Origin of the sequence: Pseudomonas brenneri (genome assembly GCF_007858285.1) — a bacterium.
Lineage (GTDB): Bacteria > Pseudomonadota > Gammaproteobacteria > Pseudomonadales > Pseudomonadaceae > Aquipseudomonas > Aquipseudomonas brenneri.
Genome location: NZ_VFIL01000006.1, coordinates 113,469 through 135,949, shown reverse-complemented (window position 1 = coordinate 135,949; position 22,481 = coordinate 113,469). Strand labels below are relative to the sequence as shown.

The 22,481-nt window shown below is 61.2% G+C and carries 22 protein-coding genes; 12 read left to right on the top strand and 10 right to left on the bottom strand.

The genetic code is table 11. The features are described 5' to 3' along the window. Nucleotides 1-51 precede the first annotated feature (51 nt). Nucleotides 52-693, bottom strand: a complete 642-nt coding sequence (locus FJD34_RS14825) for an HD domain-containing protein (protein WP_032858898.1) — start codon at nucleotides 691-693, stop codon at nucleotides 52-54. Nucleotides 694-911: 218 nt separating this feature from the next. Between FJD34_RS14825 and FJD34_RS14820 the strand changes: the two genes are divergently transcribed. Then, the gene (locus FJD34_RS14820) at nucleotides 912-1,877 is read left to right on the top strand and encodes a GlxA family transcriptional regulator (protein ID WP_032858897.1); all 966 of its coding nucleotides are present in this window, start codon (nucleotides 912-914) and stop codon (nucleotides 1,875-1,877) included. On the opposite strand, the gene FJD34_RS14815 is transcribed toward FJD34_RS14820, so the two are convergent. Further along, nucleotides 1,855-2,208, bottom strand: coding sequence for a carboxymuconolactone decarboxylase family protein (locus tag FJD34_RS14815; protein WP_028618364.1), 354 nt, complete (start codon nucleotides 2,206-2,208; stop codon nucleotides 1,855-1,857). The two genes, FJD34_RS14820 and FJD34_RS14815, sit on opposite strands and share 23 nt — an antisense overlap. A 99-nt stretch (nucleotides 2,209-2,307) precedes the next feature. Here FJD34_RS14815 and FJD34_RS14810 point away from each other — a divergent pair, with 99 nt between their 5' ends. Beyond that, nucleotides 2,308-3,213 (top strand): AraC family transcriptional regulator, encoded by a 906-nt coding sequence (locus tag FJD34_RS14810; protein ID WP_032858893.1) that lies wholly within the window; start codon nucleotides 2,308-2,310, stop codon nucleotides 3,211-3,213. Between the two features lie 63 nt (nucleotides 3,214-3,276). On the opposite strand, the gene FJD34_RS14805 is transcribed toward FJD34_RS14810, so the two are convergent. Both FJD34_RS14805 and FJD34_RS14800 read right to left on the bottom strand, forming a co-directional pair. Next, nucleotides 3,277-5,646 carry a penicillin acylase family protein gene (locus tag FJD34_RS14805; protein ID WP_090292350.1) on the bottom strand — a complete coding sequence of 790 codons (2,370 nt, stop codon included), beginning with the start codon at nucleotides 5,644-5,646 and terminating at the stop codon, nucleotides 3,277-3,279. 41 nt (nucleotides 5,647-5,687) lie between these two features. Continuing rightward, complete coding sequence (locus FJD34_RS14800; RefSeq protein ID WP_032858891.1) at nucleotides 5,688-6,263, bottom strand: DUF6436 domain-containing protein; 576 nt, start codon at nucleotides 6,261-6,263, stop codon at nucleotides 5,688-5,690. A gap of 110 nt (nucleotides 6,264-6,373) precedes the next feature. Here FJD34_RS14800 and bipL point away from each other — a divergent pair, with 110 nt between their 5' ends. Then, the gene (gene bipL / locus FJD34_RS14795; RefSeq protein ID WP_032858890.1) at nucleotides 6,374-7,315 is read left to right on the top strand and encodes a phospholipase BipL; all 942 of its coding nucleotides are present in this window, start codon (nucleotides 6,374-6,376) and stop codon (nucleotides 7,313-7,315) included. A gap of 122 nt (nucleotides 7,316-7,437) precedes the next feature. Here the strand turns inward: bipL and FJD34_RS14785 are convergent, their stop codons facing one another. After that, on the bottom strand, nucleotides 7,438-8,190 hold the full coding sequence (locus FJD34_RS14785; protein ID WP_090292348.1) for a DUF2059 domain-containing protein: 753 nt from the start codon (nucleotides 8,188-8,190) through the stop codon (nucleotides 7,438-7,440). A gap of 131 nt (nucleotides 8,191-8,321) precedes the next feature. On the opposite strand from FJD34_RS14785, the gene FJD34_RS14780 reads away from it, so the two are divergent. Then, nucleotides 8,322-8,954: a 2OG-Fe(II) oxygenase gene (locus tag FJD34_RS14780; RefSeq protein ID WP_032858887.1), complete on the top strand. Its 633-nt coding sequence runs from the start codon at nucleotides 8,322-8,324 to the stop codon at nucleotides 8,952-8,954. 2 nt (nucleotides 8,955-8,956) lie between these two features. After that, nucleotides 8,957-9,451, top strand: coding sequence for a 2-thiouracil desulfurase family protein (locus FJD34_RS14775; RefSeq protein ID WP_065942334.1), 495 nt, complete (start codon nucleotides 8,957-8,959; stop codon nucleotides 9,449-9,451). 68 nt (nucleotides 9,452-9,519) lie between these two features. On the opposite strand, the gene FJD34_RS14770 is transcribed toward FJD34_RS14775, so the two are convergent. Then, entirely contained in the window at nucleotides 9,520-10,143 is a 624-nt protein-coding gene (locus tag FJD34_RS14770; RefSeq protein WP_032858883.1) for a transporter substrate-binding domain-containing protein, read from the bottom strand. Nucleotides 10,144-10,277: 134 nt separating this feature from the next. On the opposite strand from FJD34_RS14770, the gene FJD34_RS14765 reads away from it, so the two are divergent. Beyond that, nucleotides 10,278-10,715, top strand: coding sequence for a DUF4399 domain-containing protein (locus FJD34_RS14765; RefSeq protein ID WP_032858882.1), 438 nt, complete (start codon nucleotides 10,278-10,280; stop codon nucleotides 10,713-10,715). Nucleotides 10,716-10,778: 63 nt separating this feature from the next. On the opposite strand, the gene serA is transcribed toward FJD34_RS14765, so the two are convergent. Continuing rightward, a complete protein-coding gene (serA, locus tag FJD34_RS14760) occupies nucleotides 10,779-12,008 on the bottom strand; it encodes a phosphoglycerate dehydrogenase (protein ID WP_029289418.1) in 1,230 nt (409 codons plus the stop codon). Between the two features lie 205 nt (nucleotides 12,009-12,213). Here serA and FJD34_RS14750 point away from each other — a divergent pair, with 205 nt between their 5' ends. From FJD34_RS14750 to FJD34_RS14730, 4 genes are all read left to right on the top strand, one after another. Further along, nucleotides 12,214-13,608 (top strand): FAD-binding oxidoreductase, encoded by a 1,395-nt coding sequence (locus FJD34_RS14750; protein WP_065942333.1) that lies wholly within the window; start codon nucleotides 12,214-12,216, stop codon nucleotides 13,606-13,608. Nucleotides 13,609-13,632: 24 nt separating this feature from the next. Beyond that, nucleotides 13,633-14,298: a fumarylacetoacetate hydrolase family protein gene (locus FJD34_RS14745; protein WP_090292345.1), complete on the top strand. Its 666-nt coding sequence runs from the start codon at nucleotides 13,633-13,635 to the stop codon at nucleotides 14,296-14,298. Between the two features lie 228 nt (nucleotides 14,299-14,526). Beyond that, nucleotides 14,527-15,453 carry an SdiA-regulated domain-containing protein gene (locus FJD34_RS14735; RefSeq protein WP_032858877.1) on the top strand — a complete coding sequence of 309 codons (927 nt, stop codon included), beginning with the start codon at nucleotides 14,527-14,529 and terminating at the stop codon, nucleotides 15,451-15,453. 121 nt (nucleotides 15,454-15,574) lie between these two features. Beyond that, a complete protein-coding gene (locus FJD34_RS14730; RefSeq protein WP_090292343.1) occupies nucleotides 15,575-16,495 on the top strand; it encodes an SdiA-regulated domain-containing protein in 921 nt (306 codons plus the stop codon). Between the two features lie 110 nt (nucleotides 16,496-16,605). Here FJD34_RS14730 and FJD34_RS14725 read toward each other — a convergent pair whose 3' ends face one another. Then, nucleotides 16,606-18,552, bottom strand: coding sequence for an autotransporter domain-containing protein (locus FJD34_RS14725; protein ID WP_090293217.1), 1,947 nt, complete (start codon nucleotides 18,550-18,552; stop codon nucleotides 16,606-16,608). Nucleotides 18,553-18,913: 361 nt separating this feature from the next. Continuing rightward, nucleotides 18,914-19,585 (bottom strand): ribose-5-phosphate isomerase RpiA, encoded by a 672-nt coding sequence (rpiA, locus tag FJD34_RS14720; protein ID WP_029289406.1) that lies wholly within the window; start codon nucleotides 19,583-19,585, stop codon nucleotides 18,914-18,916. A 136-nt stretch (nucleotides 19,586-19,721) separates the two neighbouring features. Between rpiA and ilvA the strand changes: the two genes are divergently transcribed. Next, the gene (ilvA, locus tag FJD34_RS14715) at nucleotides 19,722-21,236 is read left to right on the top strand and encodes a threonine ammonia-lyase, biosynthetic (protein WP_032858872.1); all 1,515 of its coding nucleotides are present in this window, start codon (nucleotides 19,722-19,724) and stop codon (nucleotides 21,234-21,236) included. A gap of 40 nt (nucleotides 21,237-21,276) precedes the next feature. Beyond that, on the top strand, nucleotides 21,277-21,690 hold the full coding sequence (locus FJD34_RS14710) for a DUF2269 family protein (protein ID WP_032858870.1): 414 nt from the start codon (nucleotides 21,277-21,279) through the stop codon (nucleotides 21,688-21,690). A 128-nt stretch (nucleotides 21,691-21,818) separates the two neighbouring features. On the opposite strand, the gene FJD34_RS14705 is transcribed toward FJD34_RS14710, so the two are convergent. Further along, nucleotides 21,819-22,475, bottom strand: coding sequence for a histidinol-phosphatase (locus FJD34_RS14705; protein ID WP_090292341.1), 657 nt, complete (start codon nucleotides 22,473-22,475; stop codon nucleotides 21,819-21,821). Nucleotides 22,476-22,481 lie beyond the last annotated feature (6 nt).

Sequence of the window (22,481 nt, the reverse complement as noted above, 5' to 3'; positions counted from 1 at the left end):
TCTGCTATCGCAGGTAAGCCAGCTCCCACACTTGATTGCATTTCAAGTTGATTAGGCAGTCCACGGCGACTGGCGAATCACCTCGACAAAGTTCATCGGCTTGAACCCCGGTTCCTGATCCACCAACACATCGGTCTTCACGTTGCCAAACGTGGTCTGCGGGCGATGGCGCAAGCCGTCGGCAAACGCACAGATGATGCACTCCTTGAACCCTTCGCCCCGTGGATGCGCATGCACCACCGCTTCGCGCTGCACGTGGCTAAAGGCGGCGTAGTCCATGCCCAGCACATCCATCTCCACACCGGCCGTGACCAGCGCGACAGTGGGGCGCAGGTGCTGGGGCACGCCAGGGGTGGTGTGCAGGGCGATGGACAGCCACACCTGCTCGATATCGTCGTCGCTTAAACCGTAGGGCTTGAGAAAGTCGGCGGCAGCGTTGGCACCGTCTACTTCAAAGCGTTCGTTGTCGCTGCGATGGCCTGCCACCAGGCCCAGATCGTGGAACATCGCGCCGACGTAGAGCAGCTCCGGGTTGTAGGCCAGTTGCTTGCGTTCACCGCTGAGCGCGCCGAACAGGAACACCCGGCGGGAGTGGTGGTAGAGCAGGTCGGATTCAATGTCGCGGATGTACTCGGTGGTAGCCTTGGCCAGGGCGCTGTCGGGGATTTTGATACCGGCGATGGTGGTGCTCATGGTCATGATCCTCAAGAAGGCGCCGGGTTGGCGCTGATGAGTCCAGTTTGGTCGCGCCTGTGCGCGAGGGCCATCGCGGTGAGGATGCGATCCCGGCCAATGTGCGGTCACATCGTGCCACGTGAAATCGGCTAGGGTGTAGCAGGCACTGCTATCGCTTGAAGCCTGCAACAATCCAAATGTTTCTTCGTTTATTCCGATAGAAAGGTGTGCCATCCATGCACAAAACCGTCGCCATCCTGATCTTCCCCGGCGTCCAGTCACTGGATGTGACCGGTCCCATGGACGTGTTCTGCGAGGCCAATCGCTTCCTGGCGCCTGCGGATCATTACCAGCTCGAAGTCATCGGCCAGGTCCAGGGCAACATTGCCTGCTCCAACGGTCTGTCATTGCAGGCCCATATCCATTACAGCGATGCGCTGCAAGCCTATGACCTGTTGTTGGTAGCCGGTGGCCCGCAGTTGCCCTTCGAGGATTTCGGCCCGGCGTTCAATCAGTGGTTGCAAGGCGCCAGCGCCAGGGCTCGGCGTTTCGGCTCGATTTGCAATGGCGCGTTCATGCTCGCGCGCGCCGGTTTGCTGGAGGGGCGCACGGTCACCACGCACTGGGGTGACGCGGCGGATCTGGCGCGCCTGTGCCCCTCGACCCAGGTCGACGCCGACCGCCTGTACGTGCAAGACGCCAACCTCTACACCTCGGCCGGGGTCACGGCGGGCATCGATCTGTCGTTGTACCTGCTGGCCCAGGACCACGGCCCGGAAGTGGCCTTGAGCGTGGCCAAGCGCCTGGTGGTGTTTACCCAGCGTAGCGGCGGGCAGTCACAGTTCAGCCCGTTCCTGACACCCCATGCCGAATCTTCCTCGGCCGTGGCGCAGGTGCAGTTGTACGTGCTGGCGAACCTGACCGGCGACCTGGGCATTGCCGACCTGGCCCGCGCAGCCAACATGAGTGCGCGCAACTTCTCGCGGGTATTTGCCCGTGAGGCGCGAATCACCCCGGCAGAATTTGTCGAGCGGGCGCGGGTGGATGCGGCGCGGGTGATGCTCGAAAGCAGCAGCGCGCCGCTCAAGACCGTGGCCTATCAATGCGGCTTTCGTGATGCCCAGCACCTGCGCAGTGTGTTCAACCGCCGGCTGGGTGTGACGCCGCAGCAGTTTCGGCTCAACTTTGCGGCGCCGGTTTGAGCGTGTCGTAGGCTTCCAGCGCGCGCAGCGAGTAGATGTAGGCGGCGCCGGCATTCAGTGAGATGGCAGTGGCCAAGGTTGCGGCGACTTCTTCGCGGGTGGCGCCGGCCTTGATCGCGGCGTCGGCATGCACGCCGATGCAACCGTCGCAACGAGTGGTGATCGCCACTGCAATCGAGATCAGTTCGCGGGTCTTGGCATCCAGGACGTTGTTTTCCTCGGCGGCTTCGCCAAGCGCCATGTAGGCTTTGACCATCTTCGGGTTGCTCTTGCCCAGTGTGCCAAAGGCTTTCTTCACGGTAGGCAGCAAGTCGGACCAGTTATTGAACATTGCGATAACTCCTGAACGGGTTGGGTGTGAAGCCAGTGTGTTCCGTCCAGGTTTGGCGGTATTGTTCGATCCGCTCAACTTTTTGACCGATATTCGCAAATGAACGCTATCGACACCCTGATCACCATGGCCAACCTGCGCGGCAGCCTCGATGTACGTTGCCAGTTCCAGGGCGACTGGGCCCTGGACCATGCGCCCGAATCACTGGGCGTGGCGCCGTATCACATTGTGCTCAGTGGCACCTGCCACGCCGAGCTTTCGGGCGGGCAACGAGTGACCCTGGAAGAGGGCGACATCCTGCTGCTGCCCGGCGGTGCGACTCACCTGTTGCGCAGCCAGGGCGCGACGGTGCCAGCGATGTTACCCAGGGTGATCGACGACGGTGTCCTCAAGGTGCATCGCCTGGGTGGCGATCAGCCGGAGGTGGAGATGCTCTGTGGCAGCTTTCACTACAACCGCCAGTCGTTGCTGTTCGCGGCCTTGCCGGCGTATCTGGTGGTGTCCAGCCGGCAATGGCAGGCCGATGGGCAACTGGCGGCCCTGATTGCGCTGATGCGCAGCGAAGCGGATGGCGAGCGGCTCGGTGCGCGGTCGTTCATCGATGCGCTGTCGGTGGCCCTGTTCACTTTGCTGGTGCGTACCTGGCTGGCACAACAAGCGCCGTTGGCGGGGACGTTTGCCTTGCTCACCGACAAACGCCTGGGCCGCGCCTGGCAGGCGATGCTGGCCGAGCCCGGGCATGACTGGACCATCGACAGCCTGGCCGGCGCAGCGTCGATGTCCCGGGCCACGTTCATGCGCGCGTTTGTCAAAGTGGCGGGCGTATCGCCGTGGGTGTTGCTGACCCAGTTGCGCATGGAACTGGCGTTCAACCTGTTGCAGCAGTCGCGGTTGAGCCTGACGGATATCGCGGCCCGGGTGGGTTATCAATCCCAGGCGGCGTTCAGCAAGAAGTTCAAGGAGGCGTATGGCCAGGCACCCGGTCGAATGCGCAACGCAGATTAAAACTGTGGGAGCGAGCAAGTCGAATCGTCGCACCGCCGCTCCCACATTTATGATGGCGTTTCGTCAGGGCTGTTGTGGGGGGCGGGCCGGCAACAGCTTGAGGGTGCCGCGAGTATTGGCCTGGACCTCTTCTTCATCAAAATGCGCTTGCTCGTACCCGCCCTCGATGTAGGTCTCGGCCTGGTCGGCATAGTGCTTGTCGAACGGCACGCCGCTTTGCCCGACCGGGTTGATGGTCAGTGCGTGGGCGGCGTCGGCGAAGTCGACCAGGCGCCGGGTAGACGGACCATAAGTCACCGGCCATGGCGCCGGGCCAATGATTGCGGACAGGTTGTTCGGCACTTCGTGGCTGCCCGGTGAGGCAAACGGGCCGACATTGACGATCTGGTCCAACGGCTTCTTGATACCCAGTGGATGGCCGTGGGTCAGGGTGTGCGCCTTGCCCCACTGCCATTGGGTCGGGTCGTCGCCGAAGGTGGTTTTCAGATGGGCCAGGCTCTTGTCCCAGGCGCGCTTGACGGTCTCGGTGCGCTGCCCGTTCCACCACGGCGAGTCCGCGGCGGCGGCCAGGCGTGGCAGGGCGGCGTCGATCACGCGAGTGGTGATCAGGGTCTTGAACATGTCGTCACCCAACTTGGGGCGAAAGGCCGCGTCTGTCAGGTCATACAGCAACTGGTTGAACACGGTGGCCGGGATCGACTCCACCGGGTAGTCACCTTTCCATGTGGCCAGTTGCTCCACCAGTTTGAGCTCGGACGGATCCTTGACCACCTCACGCAGCACCGGCAACAGCGGCGCCAGCAGGCGGGGCCCGTAGGCGGTGGTGGTGCCCAGTTGCAGGGCCTGGCTGTTGTCCAGGTCCCATTTGACCTGGTTGTCGCTCAACTGCGCGTTTAGCTGCTGGCCACGATCCGCCAGGTTGTAATAGCCGGGGATCTGCATGCCGGTGGGCGATACCGGCTGGGCATTGGCCGAGACCACATAACCACGCGCCGGGTTTTCTTCCTGGGGGTTGGCGCTGAACGGGTAGAAGCCCAGCTTGTCAGCCTGAGGCGTGCTGCCGTCGAGGATAAACCCGGCATTGGCACCCGCCGGGCGGATCGGCAACTGCGCGGCTGCCCACCAGCCGATATCGCCCTTGGCATTGGCCCACACGATGTTGAGCCCCGGCGCATGCACCTTGGCGGCCGCCGTGCGCGCCTTGGCCAGCGTGTCGGCGCGGTTGAGTTGGTAGAACCCGTCGAGGATCGGGTTTTCGGTGTCGAGGAACGCCCACCACATGGCAATCGGTGTCTTGCCGGCGTTGGCTCCGAGTACGTCGTTGATGATCGGGCCGTGGGGCGAGCGGCGCAGGGTCAACGTCACCGGGGCCTGTCCCTTGACGGCGATATGCTGTTCGCTGCTGGTCATATCGACCCACTGGCCGCGGTACCACACCTGGTTGGGATTATCCGGGTTGACCTTCTCGGCGATCAGGTCGAGGTCGTCGTTCTGGAACATCGTCAGGCTCCAGCCAAACGCTTTGTTGTGCCCCAGGAACGCCACCGGCACCAACGCATTGTGATAGCCATAGAGTTCGAAGCCGGGCGCCGAGAGGTGCGCCTCGTACCACACCGACGGCACCGAGAAACGGATATGCGGGTCGCCCGCCAGCAACGGCTTGCCGCTCTTGGTGCGATTGCCGCTGATGGCCCAGGCGTTGCTGCCTTCGAACTGCGGCAGGCCGTTGTCGGCCAGGGCCTGCTCACTGAGGCGGGCGATGGCGTCGAGGTCTTGCCAGTCACCGGCGGTCAGGCCGAGGTCGCCCTTGGCTTTCCAGTCGAGGTCAAACACCTCCAGGTAGTCGCTGCCCAGTTGGTCTCGCACATAAGTCAGCAACGGTTCTGTGCGAAAGGCTGCAGCAAAGCTGTAGGCCAGGTAGCCGGCGATGCTGATGGTGTCTTCGGCGGTGAACGGCCGCTTGGGGATGCCCAGTACGTCAAACTCCATGGGGCTGGCGTGGTTGTCCTGATATTGGTTGATCCCGTCCAGATAGGCTTGCAGGGCCTTCCAGTGCGGTGACTGGCGGTCCATCTGCGCCGCGTAGGTGGCGGCGCGCTCGCGGATGCGCAGGGTGCGGAACAGTTTGTCGGTGTCCAGCAACTTGGCGCCCAGCACTTCGGCCAGCTCGCCCTGGGCCAGGCGCCGCATGATTTCCATCTGGAACAGGCGGTCCTGGGCGTGTACATAACCCAGGGCACGATACAGGTCAGCCTCGTTCTCGGCGCGGATATGCGGCACGCCACGGTCGTCGTAACGCACCGTGACCGAACCTTGCAGGTTGGCCAGCTCCACGGTGCCCTGGCGGGTGGGTTGCTTGCTGTAGACATACCAGCCGGCGCCGAGGGCGATCAGCACCAGCAGGGCCGCGAGACCCGACACGACGCGCTTCATGAACAATCCTTATTATTAGACGTGGGGCTACTTTAGAAGAGCTACGAACCTTCTGGCCAGGAACAATAGCAGCCAACCGCCAGGGTGTGGGTCGCGTTCACCGTGCGCCCGCCCTGGAGTGCCTGCAGGATCGGTTCGATAAAACTGTTGCTTGAATTACAGGTCAGCCCTTCGCTGTACGGCCCGAAATACGCCAGTTTACCGTTGCGATCCCAGATGCCGACCGCCGGGCTGGCGGGCACCTGATTGGCGCCGGGCAGGGCATTGAGGACTTTCATGGCGCCAAGGGTGGTGGGCAATTGGCCGTGGCTGCCGGCTTTTTGCAGGGCATAGAATTCCACGCCCAGGGGCGCGTATTGCTCGATCAGTTCACTGAGGTGTTGTTGATTGCCGACATTGCACGGGCAGGCCGGGTCCCAGAAGTGCACCAGGCGGATCGGGCCGGGGCCTGCGAGCTCGTCGGGCAGGCGCAATGGGTCGCCGGAAAACACCGCCGTGTGTGCGCTGAATGCCCGCAGGTAGCGGCCCTGGAACCAGTCATACGCGGCCCACAGAACGGCGGCGCAGATCAGCATGATCAGGCTGGCGAGCAGGGCGGTGCGGTAGGGTTTTCGCATTCAGAGCAATCCTCGAAGGTCGCGTAGCTTGCCATGCTTGCCCTGACAGATGAATATCGCGACTCGATATTCATCTGTCAGGGCTGTGAAGCCCTAGTCTGGAAGTTCTTATGCCCGTTACCTTTGACCCCGATCATTTGCGCGAAAGCTTGCGGCCCCTGGTGGACGCGCAGCCGCTTTCGGCCGAAGCCAGGGTCTACCAGCGCTTCTATGGGCTGGACCTGGCCGCGCGCAAAGAGCCTGCGGTCAGTCGCCTGGGGCGCTTCGAGGTGGATGGGTTCGAGGTGGTCAGCCAGGTCTGGTGGCCGGCGAAACCGGTGGCCACACTGTTTATGTTCCACGGTTTCTACGACCACATGGGACTGTACCGCAGCGTGGTGGAGTGGGGCCTGGACCAGGGTTTCGTAGTGATTGCCTGCGACTTGCCGGGCCATGGCCTGTCCAGCGGCGTGCGTGCCAGCATCGATGATTTTGCGGTGTACCAGCGGGTGGTGAGCGGCTTGTTCGAACAGGCCGACGCGCTGCAACTGCCCAAGCCCTGGCATCTGTTCGGGCAAAGCACCGGCGGGGCGATTGTGGTGGATCATCTGCTCAACCATGGCGCAGGCAGCCCGGCGCAAGGCCAGACTTTCCTGTTGTCGCCGCTGGTGCGGCCGCGGGCCTGGGGCTGGTCGCAGCTCAGTTATTACCTGCTCAAGCCGTTCGTCAAAGGCATCGCCCGGCGTTTCAGCGATAACAGCAATGACCCGGCGTTCCGCCCGTTCCTCGAAGCTGACCCCTTGCAGCCCCGGCAACTGCCCACCGCCTGGGTGGGCGCGTTGGCGCGCTGGATCAAACGCATCGAAGCTGCGCCACGCAGCACACGACGGCCACTGATCGTGCAGGGCGAGGAGGATATGACCGTGGATTGGCAGCACAACTTGCAGGTGCTGCGCGGCAAGTTCGATCAGCCACAGATCCTGATGTTGCCGCGTGGGCGGCATCACTTGGCAAATGAATTGCCTGAAATCCGCGAGCAATACTTCAAGTTCCTCACCGACCACCTGAAATAACCCTCACCCCTGTAGGAGCGAGCTTGCTCGCGAAGAACGTCAACGATAACGCGCGCTGCCTGGTTAGACGCGGCGTCCTTGAGTTTTTCGCGAGCAAGCTCGCTCCTACAGGGGGAGGGGCGTCAGGGGGCCAGGCTGGAGGTGCTTTGGCCGACCGCCAGGCCGGCACGGATCGCTGCCAGCGCCGCTTGGTAATACGCCTTGCCTTGCGGTGACTCGGCAAACGTGGCGAACTCTTCCAGCTCCGGGTCTGACAAGTCCCGATACACATACAACAAGGTGCTGTTCAGGTCATTGCCGATCTGCTGCATCAAGCGCTCGCGCTGACCGTTCAACATACTCTGCGCCTGACCGCCGCCCAACAGACCGGGGATCATCTGGCTCAGGCTGTCTGCTGCCACGCCAGCAATCGCCAGGCTGACCTCGGCCCCGGCTTCGCGGGCGGGCAGGGCCTGGGCCAAGTGGCCGATGATCAGGCTGCGGGTGGCGTCGGCCTGGATCTGTGGCAAGCCCTGGGCATTCTTGGCCAACTGGTCACGGCGGGTCGCCAGCAATTCGGCGGCGACAATCTTGCGCCCCAGAGGCGACTGGAAAAACGCCAGCGCGGGTTTTGGATCGGCCAGGTTCTGGCGCAACTGGGCTTCAGCCCGCTGATCCATGGCCTTGGGGGCGAAGCGTTTATTGCTGTTGTCCACCAGCGCCTGGTACACCGCCGGCGGCAAGCTGTTGCGGTAGCGCTGCTGGGCGGCACTCAAGGCGTCACTGAAATGCGCACGTTGTTGCGGCCAGCCGGCGACCGTGTACAACTGGTCATGGCTGTCTGCCCAGGCGGGCAACACGCAGAACATCAGCAAGGATAAAAACAAACGACGCATATGGACTCCTGTCAGTCGGCCACTATTGTCCGTGTCGGGCGTAGGATTTGTCGAGAAGTCCTATCAGTTGCCTGACTAAAGTGTATTTAGGTGCTCGGCGGCGCTGTCGGTTTTCCAGGCGTATGGATACTATGCGCGCCATGCAAATATCCCCTGATGACCCGCTGCTGCTACGCATCGTCGACGACCTGGCCGTGAAAGGTTGGTCGCAGCAGAACATCTTCCTGCCAGAGGCTCTGACCCTGGAACTGGCGGCTGAGTGCCATAAACGTGCCGTTGAAGGTGAATTGGCACCGGCCGCTGTCGGACGCGGGCCGGCCCAGGAGATTCGCGAGGGGATCCGTGGCGACCATATCCAATGGCTGGAGCCCGGCCAGGCGCCTATTTGCGATCGCTATCTGCTGTTGATGGACAGCCTGCGACTGGCAATGAACCGAGGGCTGTTCCTGGGCCTGGAAGAGTTTGAATGCCACTTCGCGATGTACCCGCCGGGGGCGTTCTACCTCAAGCACCTCGACCGTTTTCGCGACGATGACCGGCGCATGGTCTCGGCGGTGGTCTACCTGAACCAGGACTGGCTGCCCGAACATGGCGGCCAGTTACGCATGTACCTCAAGGATGGCGTCGAACACGACGTGGACCCCACCGGCGGGTGCCTGGTGGTGTTCCTGTCGGGGGAAGTACCCCACGAAGTCCTGCCTGCCCATCGCGAGCGCCTGTCCCTGACCGGCTGGTTTCGCCGGCGGGGCAACGAGCCGTTTTGAGCATGCAAAAGATTCTGGTCAGCCGCTGCCTGCTGGGGCATCGCGTACGTTATGACGGCGGGGCCAGCGGGCCGTTCGACCAACTGGCCGCCTGGCAGGCCGAAGGCCGGGTGGTTGCGGTGTGCCCGGAAGTCGCTGGCGGCCTGCCTACGCCACGCCCTTCTGCCGAGATTCCGGGCGGGCAGGGGATGGATGTGTGGGAAGGTCGTGCGCAAGTGCTGACTGCCGATGGCGAGGACTTCAGCGAAGCCTTTCTCGATGGCGCGCGGCAGGCCCTGGCCCTGGTGCAGCGCCATGGCATCCGCATCGCCGTGCTCAAGGCCAACAGCCCCTCATGCGGCAATCTGCTGACTTATGACGGCACGTTCAGTGGGGTGAAAGTCACGGGCGAAGGGGTGACGGCAGCGTTGCTCAAGCGCCATGGGGTGCAGGTGTTCAGCGAGTTGGAGTTGGCCGAGGCGGTGGTAGCCCTGGACCAGCTCCCAAACCCCACCTAAATCCAATCTAGGACCAGGCTTTTTGTGGGAGCGAGCAAGCCCGCTCCCACAAAAGCCCACTCACAAGCCTATTTGGTGGGTTTGCTGGTGTCGGCCTCCAGCCACTTTTGTGACAGCGCCGCCAGCCGTCCATCGGCCTTGATGCGCTCCAGCGCCTTGTCCAGGCTCGACTTGAACGCCGGGTTGCCCTTATGGAACGGGATGGCCAGGGTCAACGTGGCCTTGGCATCGACACGGTTGCGCAGGTCCACACCCTCGGTGGGCTTGGCGGCAAATTGGCTGCTGGTGAGGGTGTCGAGGTTGCCCAGCAGACGCTTTTGTTGCTTTTTCGCAAGCATCTGGGCATTGGCATAGCTATACGGCACGCTGAAATCGAAACGATCCTGCAGTTGCGCAGTCACAGCGATATGGTTAATCGCCACGTCGTACTTGCCGCTCTCTACACCGGGCAGCAAGTCGCTGTCGTCGGTGGTGATAAAGGAGGCACGTACGTCCATTTCCCGCGCCAGCAACTCACCCAGCTCCACTTCAAAACCGGTGAGTTTGTCGCCTTCCTTGAAGTTGAAGGGTGGCGTATCGGCTTCGAGGGCAATGCGCAGTTCCCCACGGTCAAACACGTCGTCGAACAGTTCGGCGTGAGCCAAGGGGCTCAGAAGAGGCAGCAAAAGTAACAGGCCAGGCAAAAAGCGCATGGTCACTCCTAAAGAATTCGAAGGTGCGAGACGCGGTTCAGGCTCGCTTTGCTATGGTGTCGAGTGCCTTGGACAACGTTTCGTCACTAAGTTGTCATAACCCTACAGATTTCACAGAAAAACTGGAGAAGTTAATGAAAGCCATTTTGTCTCGTGCAACCCTGGCCAGTCTTTTGCTGGGAGCTTCCATGCTGGCGTCAGCCGCCGATATCCCACGTACACCTGCGCCCAAGGGGGCTGAGGTGTTTATTGTCTCGCCTAAGGATGGCGCTACCGTCGACAAGACCTTCACCGTTGAGTTTGGCATCAAGGGCATGGACCTTGAGCCTATCGACAAACAAGTCCCAGGTGCCGGCCATCACCACTTGCTGGTTGATCAGAAGGCATTGCCTGACCCAAGCCAGCCGATTCCAGCCACCGATACCGTGATCCACTTCGGCAAGGCACAAACCAAGACCGAACTGACCCTGGCCCCGGGCAAGCACACCCTGCAACTGGTGGCGGGCGATAACGTTCACCGTCAGTTTGAACCTACTGTAGCCTCAAAAGTGATCACCGTTACCGTCAAGTAAGATTTGTTCAGACGAAAAAAAGGGAGCCCTCAGGGCTCCCTTCTTCGTGGTGCGTCTGAAACCTTAGAACAACACGCGGCTACGGATAGTACCGCTGATGTGCTGCAGCTTCTCTTGCGCCAGGTCCGAGTACTCGGCGTCGACGTCGATCACCACGTAGCCAACCTTCTCGTTGGTCTGCAGGAATTGACCGGAAATGTTGATGCCGTTTTCCGCGAATACCTTGTTGATCTCCATCATCACACCCGGGATGTTCTGGTGGATGTGCAGCAGACGGTGCTTGCCAGGGTGAGCCGGCAGGGCTACCTCCGGGAAGTTGACCGAGGACACCGACGTACCGTTGTCGCTGTACTTGACCAGCTTTTCCGCCACTTCCAGGCCGATGTTGGCCTGGGCTTCAGCGGTGGAGCCGCCGATGTGCGGGGTCAGGATCACGTTGTCCAGGCCACGCAGCGGGCTTTCGAAGATGTCATCGTTGGAGCGTGGCTCCACCGGGAACACGTCGATGGCGGCGCCGATCAGGTGCTTGTCCTTGATCGCGTCGGCCAGGGCATCCAGTTCGACCACGGTGCCGCGTGCGGCGTTGATCAGGATCCCGCCTTTCTTGATGGCGCGGATTTCCTTCTCGCCGATCATCCACTGGGTCTCAGCGGTTTCCGGAACGTGCAGGGTCACGATATCGGACATGCCCAGCAGCTCGGTCAGGCTCGACACCTGGGTGGCGTTGCCCAGCGGCAGCTTGGTCAGGGTGTCATAGAAGAACACCTGCATCCCCAGGCCTTCGGCCAGTACCGACAATTGCGTGCCGATCGAACCGTAACCAACGATACCCAGCTTCTTGCCGCGGATTTCGAAGGAGTTGGCCGCGCTCTTGATCCAGCCGCCACGGTGGCAGGAAGCGTTCTTCTCGGGGATGCCGCGCAGCAACAGGATGGCCTCGGCCAATACCAGCTCCGCCACGGAACGGGTGTTGGAGTACGGGGCGTTGAACACTGCGATACCGCGCTCGCGCGCTGCATTGAGGTCCACCTGGTTGGTGCCGATGCAGAAACAGCCGACAGCCACCAGCTTCTTGGCGTGGTCGAAGATCTCTTCGGTCAGCTGGGTGCGGGAGCGAATGCCGATAAAGTGCGCGTCGGCGATCTTTTCCTTGAGCTGGGATTCCGGCAGAGAACTGGTGATGTACTCAATGCTGGTGTACCCGGCGGCCTTTAGGACGTCGACGGCCGATGGGTGGACGCCTTCCAGAAGAAGGAACTTGATCTTGCTCTTATCGAGAGAAGTCTTGCTCATCTGCGTAAACCTGTATCCCGGAGAAAAATGGCAGGGAATCGAGCAGCGCAAGCTGACCCGGACGGCAGGAAAGCCGTCACCGCAGAAACGCCCTTGGGCTCTGTCCTGCGGGGGCGGTATGCTAGCATACGCGCCCCGCTAAACACTCATTCCTGCGACGTGAAGCGTTCTCAGGATGACCATGAATTGTTCGAGAGTTCTGTCGATGACCCATCCTGCCCTGATTGATGAGCTAAAGACCCTGGTTGAGCCCGGCAAAGTGCTGACCGATGCAGACTCCCTGGAGGCTTACGGCAAGGATTGGACCAAGCACTTCGCCCCCGCGCCGACCGCCATCGTCTTCCCCAAGACCATTGAGCAGGTGCAGGCCATTGTCCGTTGGGCCAATGAACACAAGGTGGCGCTGGTGCCATCCGGTGGGCGTACCGGTCTGTCGGCTGCTGCCGTTGCCGCCAATGGCGAAGTGGTGGTGTCGTTCGACTACATGAACCAGATTCTCGACGTGAACCTCACCGACCGCACCGCCGTGTGCCAGCCGGGCGTGGTCACCAAGCAATTGCAGAACACCGCCGAAGAAAACGGCCTGTACTACCCGGTGGACTTCGCTTCGTCCGGCTCCAGCCAGATTGGCGGCAATATCGGCACCAATGCCGGCGGGATCAAGGTCATTCGCTACGGCATGACCCGCAACTGGGTGGCCGGCATGAAGGTCGTCACCGGCAAGGGCGATGTACTGGAGCTCAACCGCGACCTGATCAAGAACGCCACCGGCTACGACATGCGCCAGCTGTTTATCGGCGCCGAAGGCACCCTGGGTTTTGTGGTCGAAGCCACCATGCGCCTGGACCGTGCGCCGAAGAACCTGACCGCCATGGTCCTCGGTACGACTGATTTCGACTCGATCATGCCGGTGTTGCATGCGTTCCAGAGCAAGCTGGATCTGACGGCGTTCGAGTTCTTCTCCGACAAGGCCCTGGCCAAAGTCCTCGGCCGTGGCGACGTGCCGGCGCCGTTCGAGACCGATTGCCCGTTCTATGCCCTGCTGGAATTCGAAGCCACCACCGAAGAAGTTGCCAACCACGCCCTGGAAACCTTTGAGCACTGTGTCGAACAGGGCTGGGTGCTGGATGGCGTGATGAGCCAGAGCGAAACCCAGTTGCACAACCTGTGGAAGCTGCGTGAGTACATCTCCGAGACCATCTCGCACTGGACGCCGTACAAGAACGACATCTCGGTCACCGTGTCGAAAGTGCCGGCGTTCTTGAAGGAAATCGATGCGATCGTCGGCGAACATTACCCAGACTTCGAAATTGTCTGGTTCGGCCACATTGGCGACGGCAACCTGCACTTGAACATCCTCAAGCCACAAAACCTGTCCAAGGATGAGTTCTTCGCCAAGTGCGCCACCGTCAACAAGTGGGTGTTTGAAACCGTCGAGAAGTACAACGGTTCGATCTCCGCCGAACATGGCGTGGGCATGACCAAGCGTGATTACCTGACCTACAGCCGCTCCCCGGTTGAAATCGAATATATGAAGGCGGTGAAGGCCGTGTTCGACCCGAACGGGATCATGAACCCGGGCAAGATCTTCGCTGTTTAATCATCACGAAAGAGGAAGTGGTCCATGAGCTATCAGCATAAGTACGTCGACGGCACCAACATCCACTTTCCACTGGGCAAAGTGGTTTGCATCGGGCGCAACTACGCCGAACACGCCAAGGAGCTGGATAACCCGGTGCCGACCGAGCCGCTGCTGTTTATCAAGCCGGGCAGTTGCGTGGTGCCATTGGAAGACGGTTTTGCCATTCCGGCCGAGCGCGGTTCGGTGCATTACGAAGCGGAAATCGCGGTGTTGATCGGCAAGCCCCTGTCGAAAACCCCGAGCCGTGAAGAAGTGCTGGATGCCATCTCCGGCTTTGCCCCGGCCCTGGACCTGACCCTGCGCGACAAGCAGGCCGAGCTCAAGGCCAAGGGGTTGCCGTGGGAAATCGCCAAGTCCTTCGATGGTGCGGCAGTGATCGCGCCCTTTGTGGTCGGCAGCACGTTCCCGGACCTGGCCGATATCGGCATTCGCCTGACCATCAATGGCCAGGTGCGCCAGGACGGCAACAGTTCGCATATGCTCAACCCGATCGTACCGATGATCCAGCACATGGCCGGCTGCTTCTCGCTGCAGGCCGGTGATGTGATCCTCACCGGTACGCCAGCCGGTGTCGGCCCGCTGAATGTGGGCGATGAGTTGGTGCTGGAACTGCCGGGCGTGAGCCGCTTCGAAAGCAGCGTGCGCTAAACGAATGTGGGAGCGGGCTTGCTCGCGATAACGGACTGTCAGTTAACGAATATGTCGACTGATAGACCGTTATCGCGAGCAAGCCCGCCCCCACGATTTATTGGTGTGTATCCGCAAGTCGGGGTTTTGCATTTTTTTCACACGTTATCCGGATAATCCCCAGTCATAAGGCACGCGGGCGTATATCGCCTGGGCTTCCCCCTACAGCTGAATATCTGGAAAGCCTCCATGGCCGTGCCGCTCCCTTCTGTGAAACCCACTCCTCGTCCGCGCTTGAAGATGCGCTGGTACTCCTGGCTGTTCCTGGTCGGGGCGCTCATGTACGGGGTCTCCTGGTTGATGCACTGGGATGACCGTGGCGCGTTATGGGTGCTGGAACGTTTCGAAACCCCGGTTGAACGCCAGGAAAGTGTCTGGCTTCCGGACTACCAGGCCGTGATCGACGCCAAACCGTTGCCCGGCATGGAAAAGGACGAGGCTTCGGACTTGGCCTACAACCCCCAGACCAAAACCTTGTTCGCAGTCATGGGGCGCAACCCATTCCTGGTGGAGCTCAGCCTGCAGGGTGATGTGCTGCGCAAAATGCCTCTGGTCGGCTGGAGCAACCCTGAAGGCGTGACGGTGATGGAAAATGGCGTGCTCGGTATTGTTGATGAGCGCCGGCACTCCCTGACCCTGGTCAAGGTGGATGCCGACACACGCCAATTGGCTTTCGCGGACTTCCCGACCTATGACCTGGGCCCTTCCGAGAATCAGAACAAGGCGTTTGAAGGCGCAGCCTGGGATAAACGCAATCAACAACTGATCCTGGGCAAAGAGCGGCCAGCGCAGCTGTTTACCTGGAAAAGCAACGGCGGTCAGGCCCTGACGGGCGACAAGCAGGTATTGCCCAGTACCGAGTTGGATATACGCAACCTTTCCGCCTTGAGCATCGATCCGCGTACCGGTCACCTGTTGGTGTTGTCCGCCGATTCCAATCTGCTGCTGGAGCTGGACGAAAAGGGTGAGCAAGTCAGCTTCATGACCGTGCTCGGCGGTTTCAACGGTCTGAAAGACACCATCCCACGCGCCGAAGGCGTGGCCATGGACGAGAACGGTACGCTGTACATGGTCAGTGAGCCAAACCTGTTCTATCGTTTCGAGAAGCAGAAATAGTCGATTGATTACGTCGGATTCTTCCCTATGAGCGGCATTCGCCAGACAGTGAGGGGCGTTTAAGTTTAAATTCAGACTGCTGTGATATTCATTTGCCAGTTTTGACTTTGAGCCAGCCCCCATGCGCCGATTTGCCCGCCCCAAACCTGCACTTCTTATCCTGTTGTTGATCGCTCTGATCGGCGGTGGAGTGGTTGCGCAGAATTTCCGTTTATTCGAGCGTGCCTGGTTCAATTGGCAGTCCTGGCGTCAGCCGGCGGATGAGCGATCCATTGGCCTGGCGGATTATCAGGTGGTGCTGGAGGCGCAGATCATCGACGGCCTCGACGATGATGTCTCGGCACTGACCTTTGATCCGGTGCGCAAGAGCCTGTTTACCGTGACCAATCAAAACGCCGAACTGGTCGAGTTGTCCCTGGACGGCAAGATCCTGCGGCGGATTAATCTGGTGGGTTTTGGCGATGCCGAAGCGGTGGAGTTCATCAGCGAGAACACCTATGTGGTCAGCGATGAACGCCAGCAGCGCCTGATCAAGATTCACCTGGAGGACGACACACAGTTTCTCGACGCGGCCGATGCCGAGCAGATGACCCTGGGTGTGCACCTCAAGGGCAATAAAGGGTTTGAAGGGCTGGCCTATGACTCGGTGGGCAAGCGCCTGTTTGTCGCCAAGGAACGGGACCCGATGCTGATCTACGAAGTACACGGCTTTCCCCATTTCAAACCGGAAAAAACCTACTCGGTCCATGTCGTCAACAACCCCCGGCGCGATGCCGGGCTGTTTGTACGCGACCTGTCCAGCCTGCAATACGACGAACGCAGCGGCCACCTGCTGGCGCTGTCCGATGAGTCGTATTTGGTGTTGGAGCTGGATATCGACGGTCGCCCCTTGAGCAGTCTGTCGCTGCTCAAGGGGCGCCATGGCTTGAAAAAGCGCGTGCCTCAGGCCGAGGGCATTGCCATGGATGACGATGGCACGCTGTATCTGGTCAGCGAGCCGAACCTGTTCTACGTCTTCAAGAAAACACCCGATCCACTGTAGGAGCGAGCTTGCTCGCGAAAAACTCAAGAACACCGCGTTTAACCAGACTGAACGCGTTGGCGTTGACGTTCTTCGCGAGCAAGCTCGCTCCTACAAGGATCGTATGGGGCTCAGAACATCCACTGCACGCCCAGGGAATAGCCGGTCTGGCTACCTTCGGCATGGCCCAGGCGGCCGTTCACTTCGGCGTACACCCCAAGCTGCGGGGTGATCGCCAACTGGCTGCCGACCTGTGCGCGGCCAAAACTCTTGTCCACTGAACCCAGGCGCGCAGTGCGCACCTGGCCATCCGCCCGTGCAGTCAGGTCCAGGTCGTCCAGGCGGCCGTTGGCCAATTCCTTGACCCAGGCGATGTCGCCGTAGGGCATCAGGCTCAAGCCGTAAGGCAGGGCCACAGCACCGCGTACGCGCCAACCGAGGCTGGCTTCCAGGGAGTCGAAGGACTGTTCTTCATATTCAAGGGCGGTGCGCAGGTTCTGCTTCTCGTGGAACTTGTCGATGCGGTAGTGGCTGTAGTCCAGCCCGGCAAACGGCCCGGTCTTGAGGGTGCCCAGGTCGAAGTCATAACCACCGAGCACCCGAGCGCCGAGGGACAAGGCATCGGTCTCGCCAGTCAGTTGCTGGTTAAGCAGCACGGGGCCGCCATTGGCCTGGATCACCAGGTTACGTTTTGAGTCGAAGCTGCTGTGGCCCACGCTCAGGTCGCCGGCCAGCCAGGTTGGGCCGCCATCGTTCAACAAGGCATAGACTGCGGCTTGCCAGGTGTCGCTTTGCAGCTTGCCACGGTGCTCCAGTTTGTCGCGACCGTTAAGGTAGCTGAGGCTGGCGCCGATGTTCAGGTTGCTGCTCAGTTGATAGTCGCCCAGGGCATGCAGGCCCAGGCGCCGGGCTTCGGGGTTAGGGGCGGTGTCGAAGCCGCTGTCCGGGCTGTACTCGCCGTCCACGCCGATCTCGCCATCAAAGCTGCCCACTTCACGGCTGGCCGATTGCAACGTCAGCCAGCGGCGATCGTGCAAACGCACCATGGCCTGGTGCTGGCGCTGCAGGTTGTCCTGCATATTGCGCGCAACCGCACCGCCCGAGGTGGTGGAGGCCATCAAGTCGGCATTGGTCAGCTCCAGCACCAGGCGGCTGAGCAGGCGCGAATAGTCGCGCAGACGCTGGTCGATGCGTTCCTGGCCGAAAGCATTGGTCAGGACCGTCTTGTTGTCTTCGTTGGGGTCGTGCCAGGTCGAACCGCCGGGGATCGCCGGGTTGTCGGTCTGGGTGTAGCCGTCCAGGTCGCCCAGTTCCCAGTTGGTGGCTTCGATATACAGGATGGGAATGTTCAGCGGCTCGAAGGCTTCGCCGTCGCTGCAGCAACCGGTGCCTGCGGGGTATTTCGGGTCCAGGCCGGGGTTGGTGAACAGGTTGATGTTCAATTCCTTGGCGATCTGCATCGTGTGCTCACGCAGCGACGCCAGGGCTGGGTTGGCGGTGCTGTTCTGGCCGGCGTGGGCGTACATCATGTCGCCGGTGATCAGGCTGTCGAGGTTGATCATCGCCAGCATGTTTTCACGCTGGCTGGCACTCAGGGAGTTGACGAAGGCCCTGGAGCCGCGCAGGCCTTCCTCTTCGGCGCCGAAGCCGACGATCTGCAAGCCGTTTTCCAGTTGCAGGCCGCCGAGGTTCTTCGCCACTTCGGTCAGCACGCTGGCACCGGAACCGTTGTCGTCCAGGCCTTGCAAGGCCGGGCGGCCAAAAAAGGTATCGAAGTGCGCGCTAATCACCACGTACTGCGCCTTGGTGCCGGCAGCGTAGGCCACCACGTTCTGTGAGGCGCGGCTGCCGGCGTTCCAGGTGAAGTCCTGGCGACTGATGGCGTAGGCATTGCCCATCTGGCTCTGCATCCAGTCGGCAGCGCCGGCAAAATTGGCCGTGCCGCGATAACGGCCAGGGTAGTCGGTGATCAGTTTTTCCAGGGTGACATTGGCGTGTTCGCCATAGTCGTAGGCGTTGGATTGTGTCGAAAGCAGGGCACAGGCAACGCTGACAGCGAGAGCTAGGGGCTTGATCACAAGGTCTTCCTTGAAGGGGTTGAGGGAGTTGCTCGGCGGGACCGATTGCACAATGCGCGCCTCATTCCATGGGGCGGTCGCGGATTGGCGCGTTGTTGGAAGTGGGGGTCGCCTGGCTATAAGTTGTAACGGATTTGATACCAGATGCGGCGGGGGATGCCGTGACCTGGCGCACAAATTGGGGCGGGCGGGGGAGAGGTTGCTGCGAAAAGTAGCGTTTTTGTTACATGTCCATCGGACGGGACGCGATCAAAAATGTGGGAGCGGGCTTGCTCGCGAATGCGGTGTGTCAGTCAACATATCCATCACTGGCACACCGCATTCGCGAGCAAGCCCGCTCCCACAGGGGTTCTGCGTGGACTTAGGCCTTGAGGGTCTTCACGCCTTCGCTAGTGCCCAGCAGCAGCACATCGGCAGGGCGCGCGGCAAACAACCCATTGGTGACCACGCCAACGATGGCATTGATCTGGGTCTCCAGCTCCACCGGGTTGGTGATCTGCATGTTGAACACATCGAGGATGATGTTGCCGTTATCGGTCAGCACGCCTTCGCGGTACACCGGGTCGCCGCCCAGCTTTACCAGCTCGCGGGCCACGTGGCTGCGGGCCATGGGGATCACTTCCACCGGCAGCGGGAAGTTGCCCAGCACCGGGACCAGCTTGCTGGCGTCGGCGATGCAGATAAAGGTCTTGGCCACGGCCGCGACGATCTTCTCGCGGGTCAGGGCTGCGCCGCCGCCCTTGATCAGGTTCAGGTGCTCGTCGCTTTCGTCAGCGCCGTCGATGTAGAACTCCAGGTCGCTCACGGTATTGAGCTCGTACACCGGAATGCCATGGCCCTTGAGGCGCGCGGCGGTGGCTTCGGAACTGGCTACGGCGCCGTCGAACGCGCCCTTGTGCAGGGCCAGCGCGTCGATAAAGCAATTGGCGGTGGAGCCGGTGCCAACACCGACGATGCTTTTATCGTCGAGTTTAGGAAGGATTAAATCGACGGCGGCCTGGGCCACTGCCTGTTTGAGTTGATCCTGGGTCATGCGGGCTCCGGAACGGGCGGGGAGTAAAGAGGGGCGCGAGTATAACCCAACAAAACCTCTGGATTCGTGTGGTCGTCCGGCCAAGAGGCGGGTTAGACTCCTCGGCCCTGCCCAACCCGCCCAGTGATGCTTTCCGATGCTCGAACAGTACGTCAAGAAGATCCTCACCTCGCGCGTTTACGACGTTGCCGTGGAAACCCCGTTGCAGACCGCCCGCCAGCTCTCCGAGCGCCTGGGTAACAAGGTCTGGCTCAAGCGTGAAGACTTGCAGCCGGTGTTCTCCTTCAAGATTCGCGGCGCTTACAACAAGCTGACCCAACTGACGGCCCAGGAACGCGCGCGTGGCGTGGTCACCGCCTCGGCCGGCAACCATGCCCAGGGCCTGGCCCTCGCGGCCAAGGTGCTGGGGGTCAAGGCCACGATCGTGATGCCCAAGACCACCCCGGAGATCAAGGTCGAAGGCGTGCGTTCCCGTGGTGGCAAAGTGGTGCTGCACGGTGATTCCTTCCCGGAAGCGCTGGCGTATTCGTTGAAGCTGGTCGACGAAAAAGGCTACGTCTACATTCACCCCTACGATGATCCGCACACCATTGCCGGGCAGGGCACGGTGGCGATGGAGATCCTGCGCCAGCATCCAGGGCCGCTGGACGCGATTTTCGTCCCGGTGGGCGGTGGCGGCCTGATTGCCGGTATCGCGGCCTATGTGAAATACCTGCGCCCCGAGATCAAGATCATCGGTGTCGAACCCGACGACTCCAACTGCCTGCAAGCCGCCATGGCCGCTGGCGAGCGCGTGGTGTTACCGACCGTTGGGCTGTTTGCCGACGGCGTGGCAGTGGCGCAGATCGGCCAGCACACCTTTGATATCTGCAAAGACTATGTAGACGAAGTGATCACCGTCAGCACCGATGAAATCTGTGCGGCGATCAAGGACATCTACGACGACACCCGCTCCATCACCGAGCCGGCGGGTGCATTGGGTGTGGCCGGGATCAAGAAGTATGTGGAGACCCGTGGCGTCAGCGGCCAGACCTTTGTTGCCATCGACTCCGGGGCCAACGTCAACTTCGACCGTCTGCGTCATGTGGCTGAGCGCGCCGAGTTGGGCGAAGGTCGTGAAGCGATCATTGCCGTGACCATCCCCGAGCGTCCGGGCAGCTTCAAGGCTTTCTGTGAGGCCGTGGGCAAGCGCCAGATCACCGAATTCAACTACCGCTACCACTCCGGCAGCGAAGCACACATTTTCGTCGGAGTGCAGACCCACCCGGAAAACGACCCGCGCAGCGCGCTGATCGCCAGCCTGACCGAGCAGGGCTTCCCGGTGCTGGACCTGACGGAGAACGAACTGGCCAAGCTGCACATCCGCCATATGGTCGGCGGGCATGCGGCGCACGTGAGCAATGAAGTGGTGTTCCGCTTCGAGTTCCCGGAGCGTCCGGGGGCGTTGTTCAACTTTCTTAACAAATTGGGCGGACGCTGGAACATCTCGATGTTCCATTATCGCAACCACGGTGCGGCGGACGGCCGTGTGGTCGCCGGGCTGCAAGTGCCGGCCAATGAGCGTCACCTGGTGCCGGCGGCGCTGGAGGCAATTGGTTACCCGTATTGGGATGAAAGCGACAACCCGGCTTATCAGCTGTTCCTCGGTTGAGCGACTACGCTGACTGGGCGGCCATTAAGGAATCGAAAACATGGAATACCTGACGACCCTCAAGACTCTCCACATGGTGGCGACGGTGCTGTTGCTGGCCAGTGGCCTGGCACTGGCCGTGCTGACCTGGCGCAAGCGTAGCGCGGGCCCGGCGATTACCTTGCAACGGCCATGGCTGTTTGTCTGGCTGTTGATGGGCGTAAGCCTGGTGAGCATGCCATTTACCGGTTGGTGGCTGGTGCACCTGATCGGCTGGCCCTTGGGGCAGACCTGGATCCTGGGCTCCAGTGTGATCTACACCGTGGCGGCGCTGGCGTGGTTCTGGCTGGTGGTGCGCCTCAATCGCCTGCGCCTGGGTGGTACGGGCAGCGCGAAATTCACCTTGGCCCTGGCGGTTGTGAGCCTGGTGGGGTTTGTGGCGATTGCTGGGTTGATGGGCGCCAAGCCGGTCTAGCGTTCGTCAAACCATTGTAGGAGCGAGCTTACTCGCGAAAAACGTCAACGATAACGCGTACCCACTGATTAAACGTGTCGCGCTCAGGTTTTTCGCGAGCAAGCTCGCTCCTACAGGGATTCGGGTTATCAGCCGCGCAGGCTGATCACCGGCCACCCACGCTTCTGGGCCTCCGCCCGCAAATTCGCATCCGGATCCACCGCCACCGCATGAGTCACCTGCTCCAACAGCGGCAGGTCATTCATCGAGTCGCTATAGAAATAGCTGTCCTCCAGGCTATACCCGGTCTCTTCCAGCCACCGACTCAAACGTGTCACCTTGCCCTCACGGAAGCACGGCACATCCGTACTGCGTCCGGTGTAGCGGCCATCAGCCATCTCGCATTCGGTGGCGATCAGGGTTTCAACCCCCAAACGTGCGGCAATCGGCGCGGTGACAAAGCGGTTGGTGGCGGTGATGATCACCAGCGTGTCACCGGCAGCACGGTGCTTGGCCAGCAGTTCAACCGCCTTGGGCAGCATCAGCGGCTCGATGCAATCGCGCATGAAGTCGCGGTGCCATTCATCCAGTTGGGCCATGTCGGTGCGGCCGAGGATTTCCAGGCTGAAGTTCAGGTACGCGGCGTTGTCCAGCTTGCCGGCCAGGTAATCCTGGTAGAACTCATCGTTACGGGTCTTGTAGGCAATGGCATCAAGAATGCCGCGCTCACACAGGTAATCACCCCAGGCGTGGTCACTGTCGCCGCCCAAAAGTGTGTTGTCCAAGTCGAATAAAGCCAGGCGCATTGCGGT

Bases quoted from the DNA above. Each gene is read 5' to 3' on its own strand.
- FJD34_RS14805 (WP_090292350.1), bottom strand. From the start codon at position 5,646: ATGAAGCGCGTCGTGTCGGGTCTCGCGGCCCTGCTGGTGCTGATCGCC.
- FJD34_RS14750 (WP_065942333.1), top strand. From the start codon at position 12,214: ATGACCCATCCTGCCCTGATTGATGAGCTAAAGACCCTGGTTGAGCCC.
- FJD34_RS14745 (WP_090292345.1), top strand. From the start codon at position 13,633: ATGAGCTATCAGCATAAGTACGTCGACGGCACCAACATCCACTTTCCA.
- ilvA (WP_032858872.1), top strand. From the start codon at position 19,722: ATGCTCGAACAGTACGTCAAGAAGATCCTCACCTCGCGCGTTTACGAC.
- rpiA (WP_029289406.1), bottom strand. From the start codon at position 19,585: ATGACCCAGGATCAACTCAAACAGGCAGTGGCCCAGGCCGCCGTCGAT.
- FJD34_RS14705 (WP_090292341.1), bottom strand. From the start codon at position 22,475: ATGCGCCTGGCTTTATTCGACTTGGACAACACACTTTTGGGCGGCGAC.
- FJD34_RS14785 (WP_090292348.1), bottom strand. From the start codon at position 8,190: ATGCGTCGTTTGTTTTTATCCTTGCTGATGTTCTGCGTGTTGCCCGCC.
- FJD34_RS14820 (WP_032858897.1), top strand. From the start codon at position 912: ATGCACAAAACCGTCGCCATCCTGATCTTCCCCGGCGTCCAGTCACTG.
- FJD34_RS14735 (WP_032858877.1), top strand. From the start codon at position 14,527: ATGGCCGTGCCGCTCCCTTCTGTGAAACCCACTCCTCGTCCGCGCTTG.
- FJD34_RS14765 (WP_032858882.1), top strand. From the start codon at position 10,278: ATGAAAGCCATTTTGTCTCGTGCAACCCTGGCCAGTCTTTTGCTGGGA.
- serA (WP_029289418.1), bottom strand. From the start codon at position 12,008: ATGAGCAAGACTTCTCTCGATAAGAGCAAGATCAAGTTCCTTCTTCTG.
- FJD34_RS14810 (WP_032858893.1), top strand. From the start codon at position 2,308: ATGAACGCTATCGACACCCTGATCACCATGGCCAACCTGCGCGGCAGC.
- FJD34_RS14800 (WP_032858891.1), bottom strand. From the start codon at position 6,263: ATGCGAAAACCCTACCGCACCGCCCTGCTCGCCAGCCTGATCATGCTG.
- bipL (WP_032858890.1), top strand. From the start codon at position 6,374: ATGCCCGTTACCTTTGACCCCGATCATTTGCGCGAAAGCTTGCGGCCC.
- FJD34_RS14815 (WP_028618364.1), bottom strand. From the start codon at position 2,208: ATGTTCAATAACTGGTCCGACTTGCTGCCTACCGTGAAGAAAGCCTTT.
- FJD34_RS14780 (WP_032858887.1), top strand. From the start codon at position 8,322: ATGCGCGCCATGCAAATATCCCCTGATGACCCGCTGCTGCTACGCATC.
- FJD34_RS14825 (WP_032858898.1), bottom strand. From the start codon at position 693: ATGAGCACCACCATCGCCGGTATCAAAATCCCCGACAGCGCCCTGGCC.
- FJD34_RS14730 (WP_090292343.1), top strand. From the start codon at position 15,575: ATGCGCCGATTTGCCCGCCCCAAACCTGCACTTCTTATCCTGTTGTTG.
- FJD34_RS14710 (WP_032858870.1), top strand. From the start codon at position 21,277: ATGGAATACCTGACGACCCTCAAGACTCTCCACATGGTGGCGACGGTG.
- FJD34_RS14775 (WP_065942334.1), top strand. From the start codon at position 8,957: ATGCAAAAGATTCTGGTCAGCCGCTGCCTGCTGGGGCATCGCGTACGT.
- FJD34_RS14770 (WP_032858883.1), bottom strand. From the start codon at position 10,143: ATGCGCTTTTTGCCTGGCCTGTTACTTTTGCTGCCTCTTCTGAGCCCC.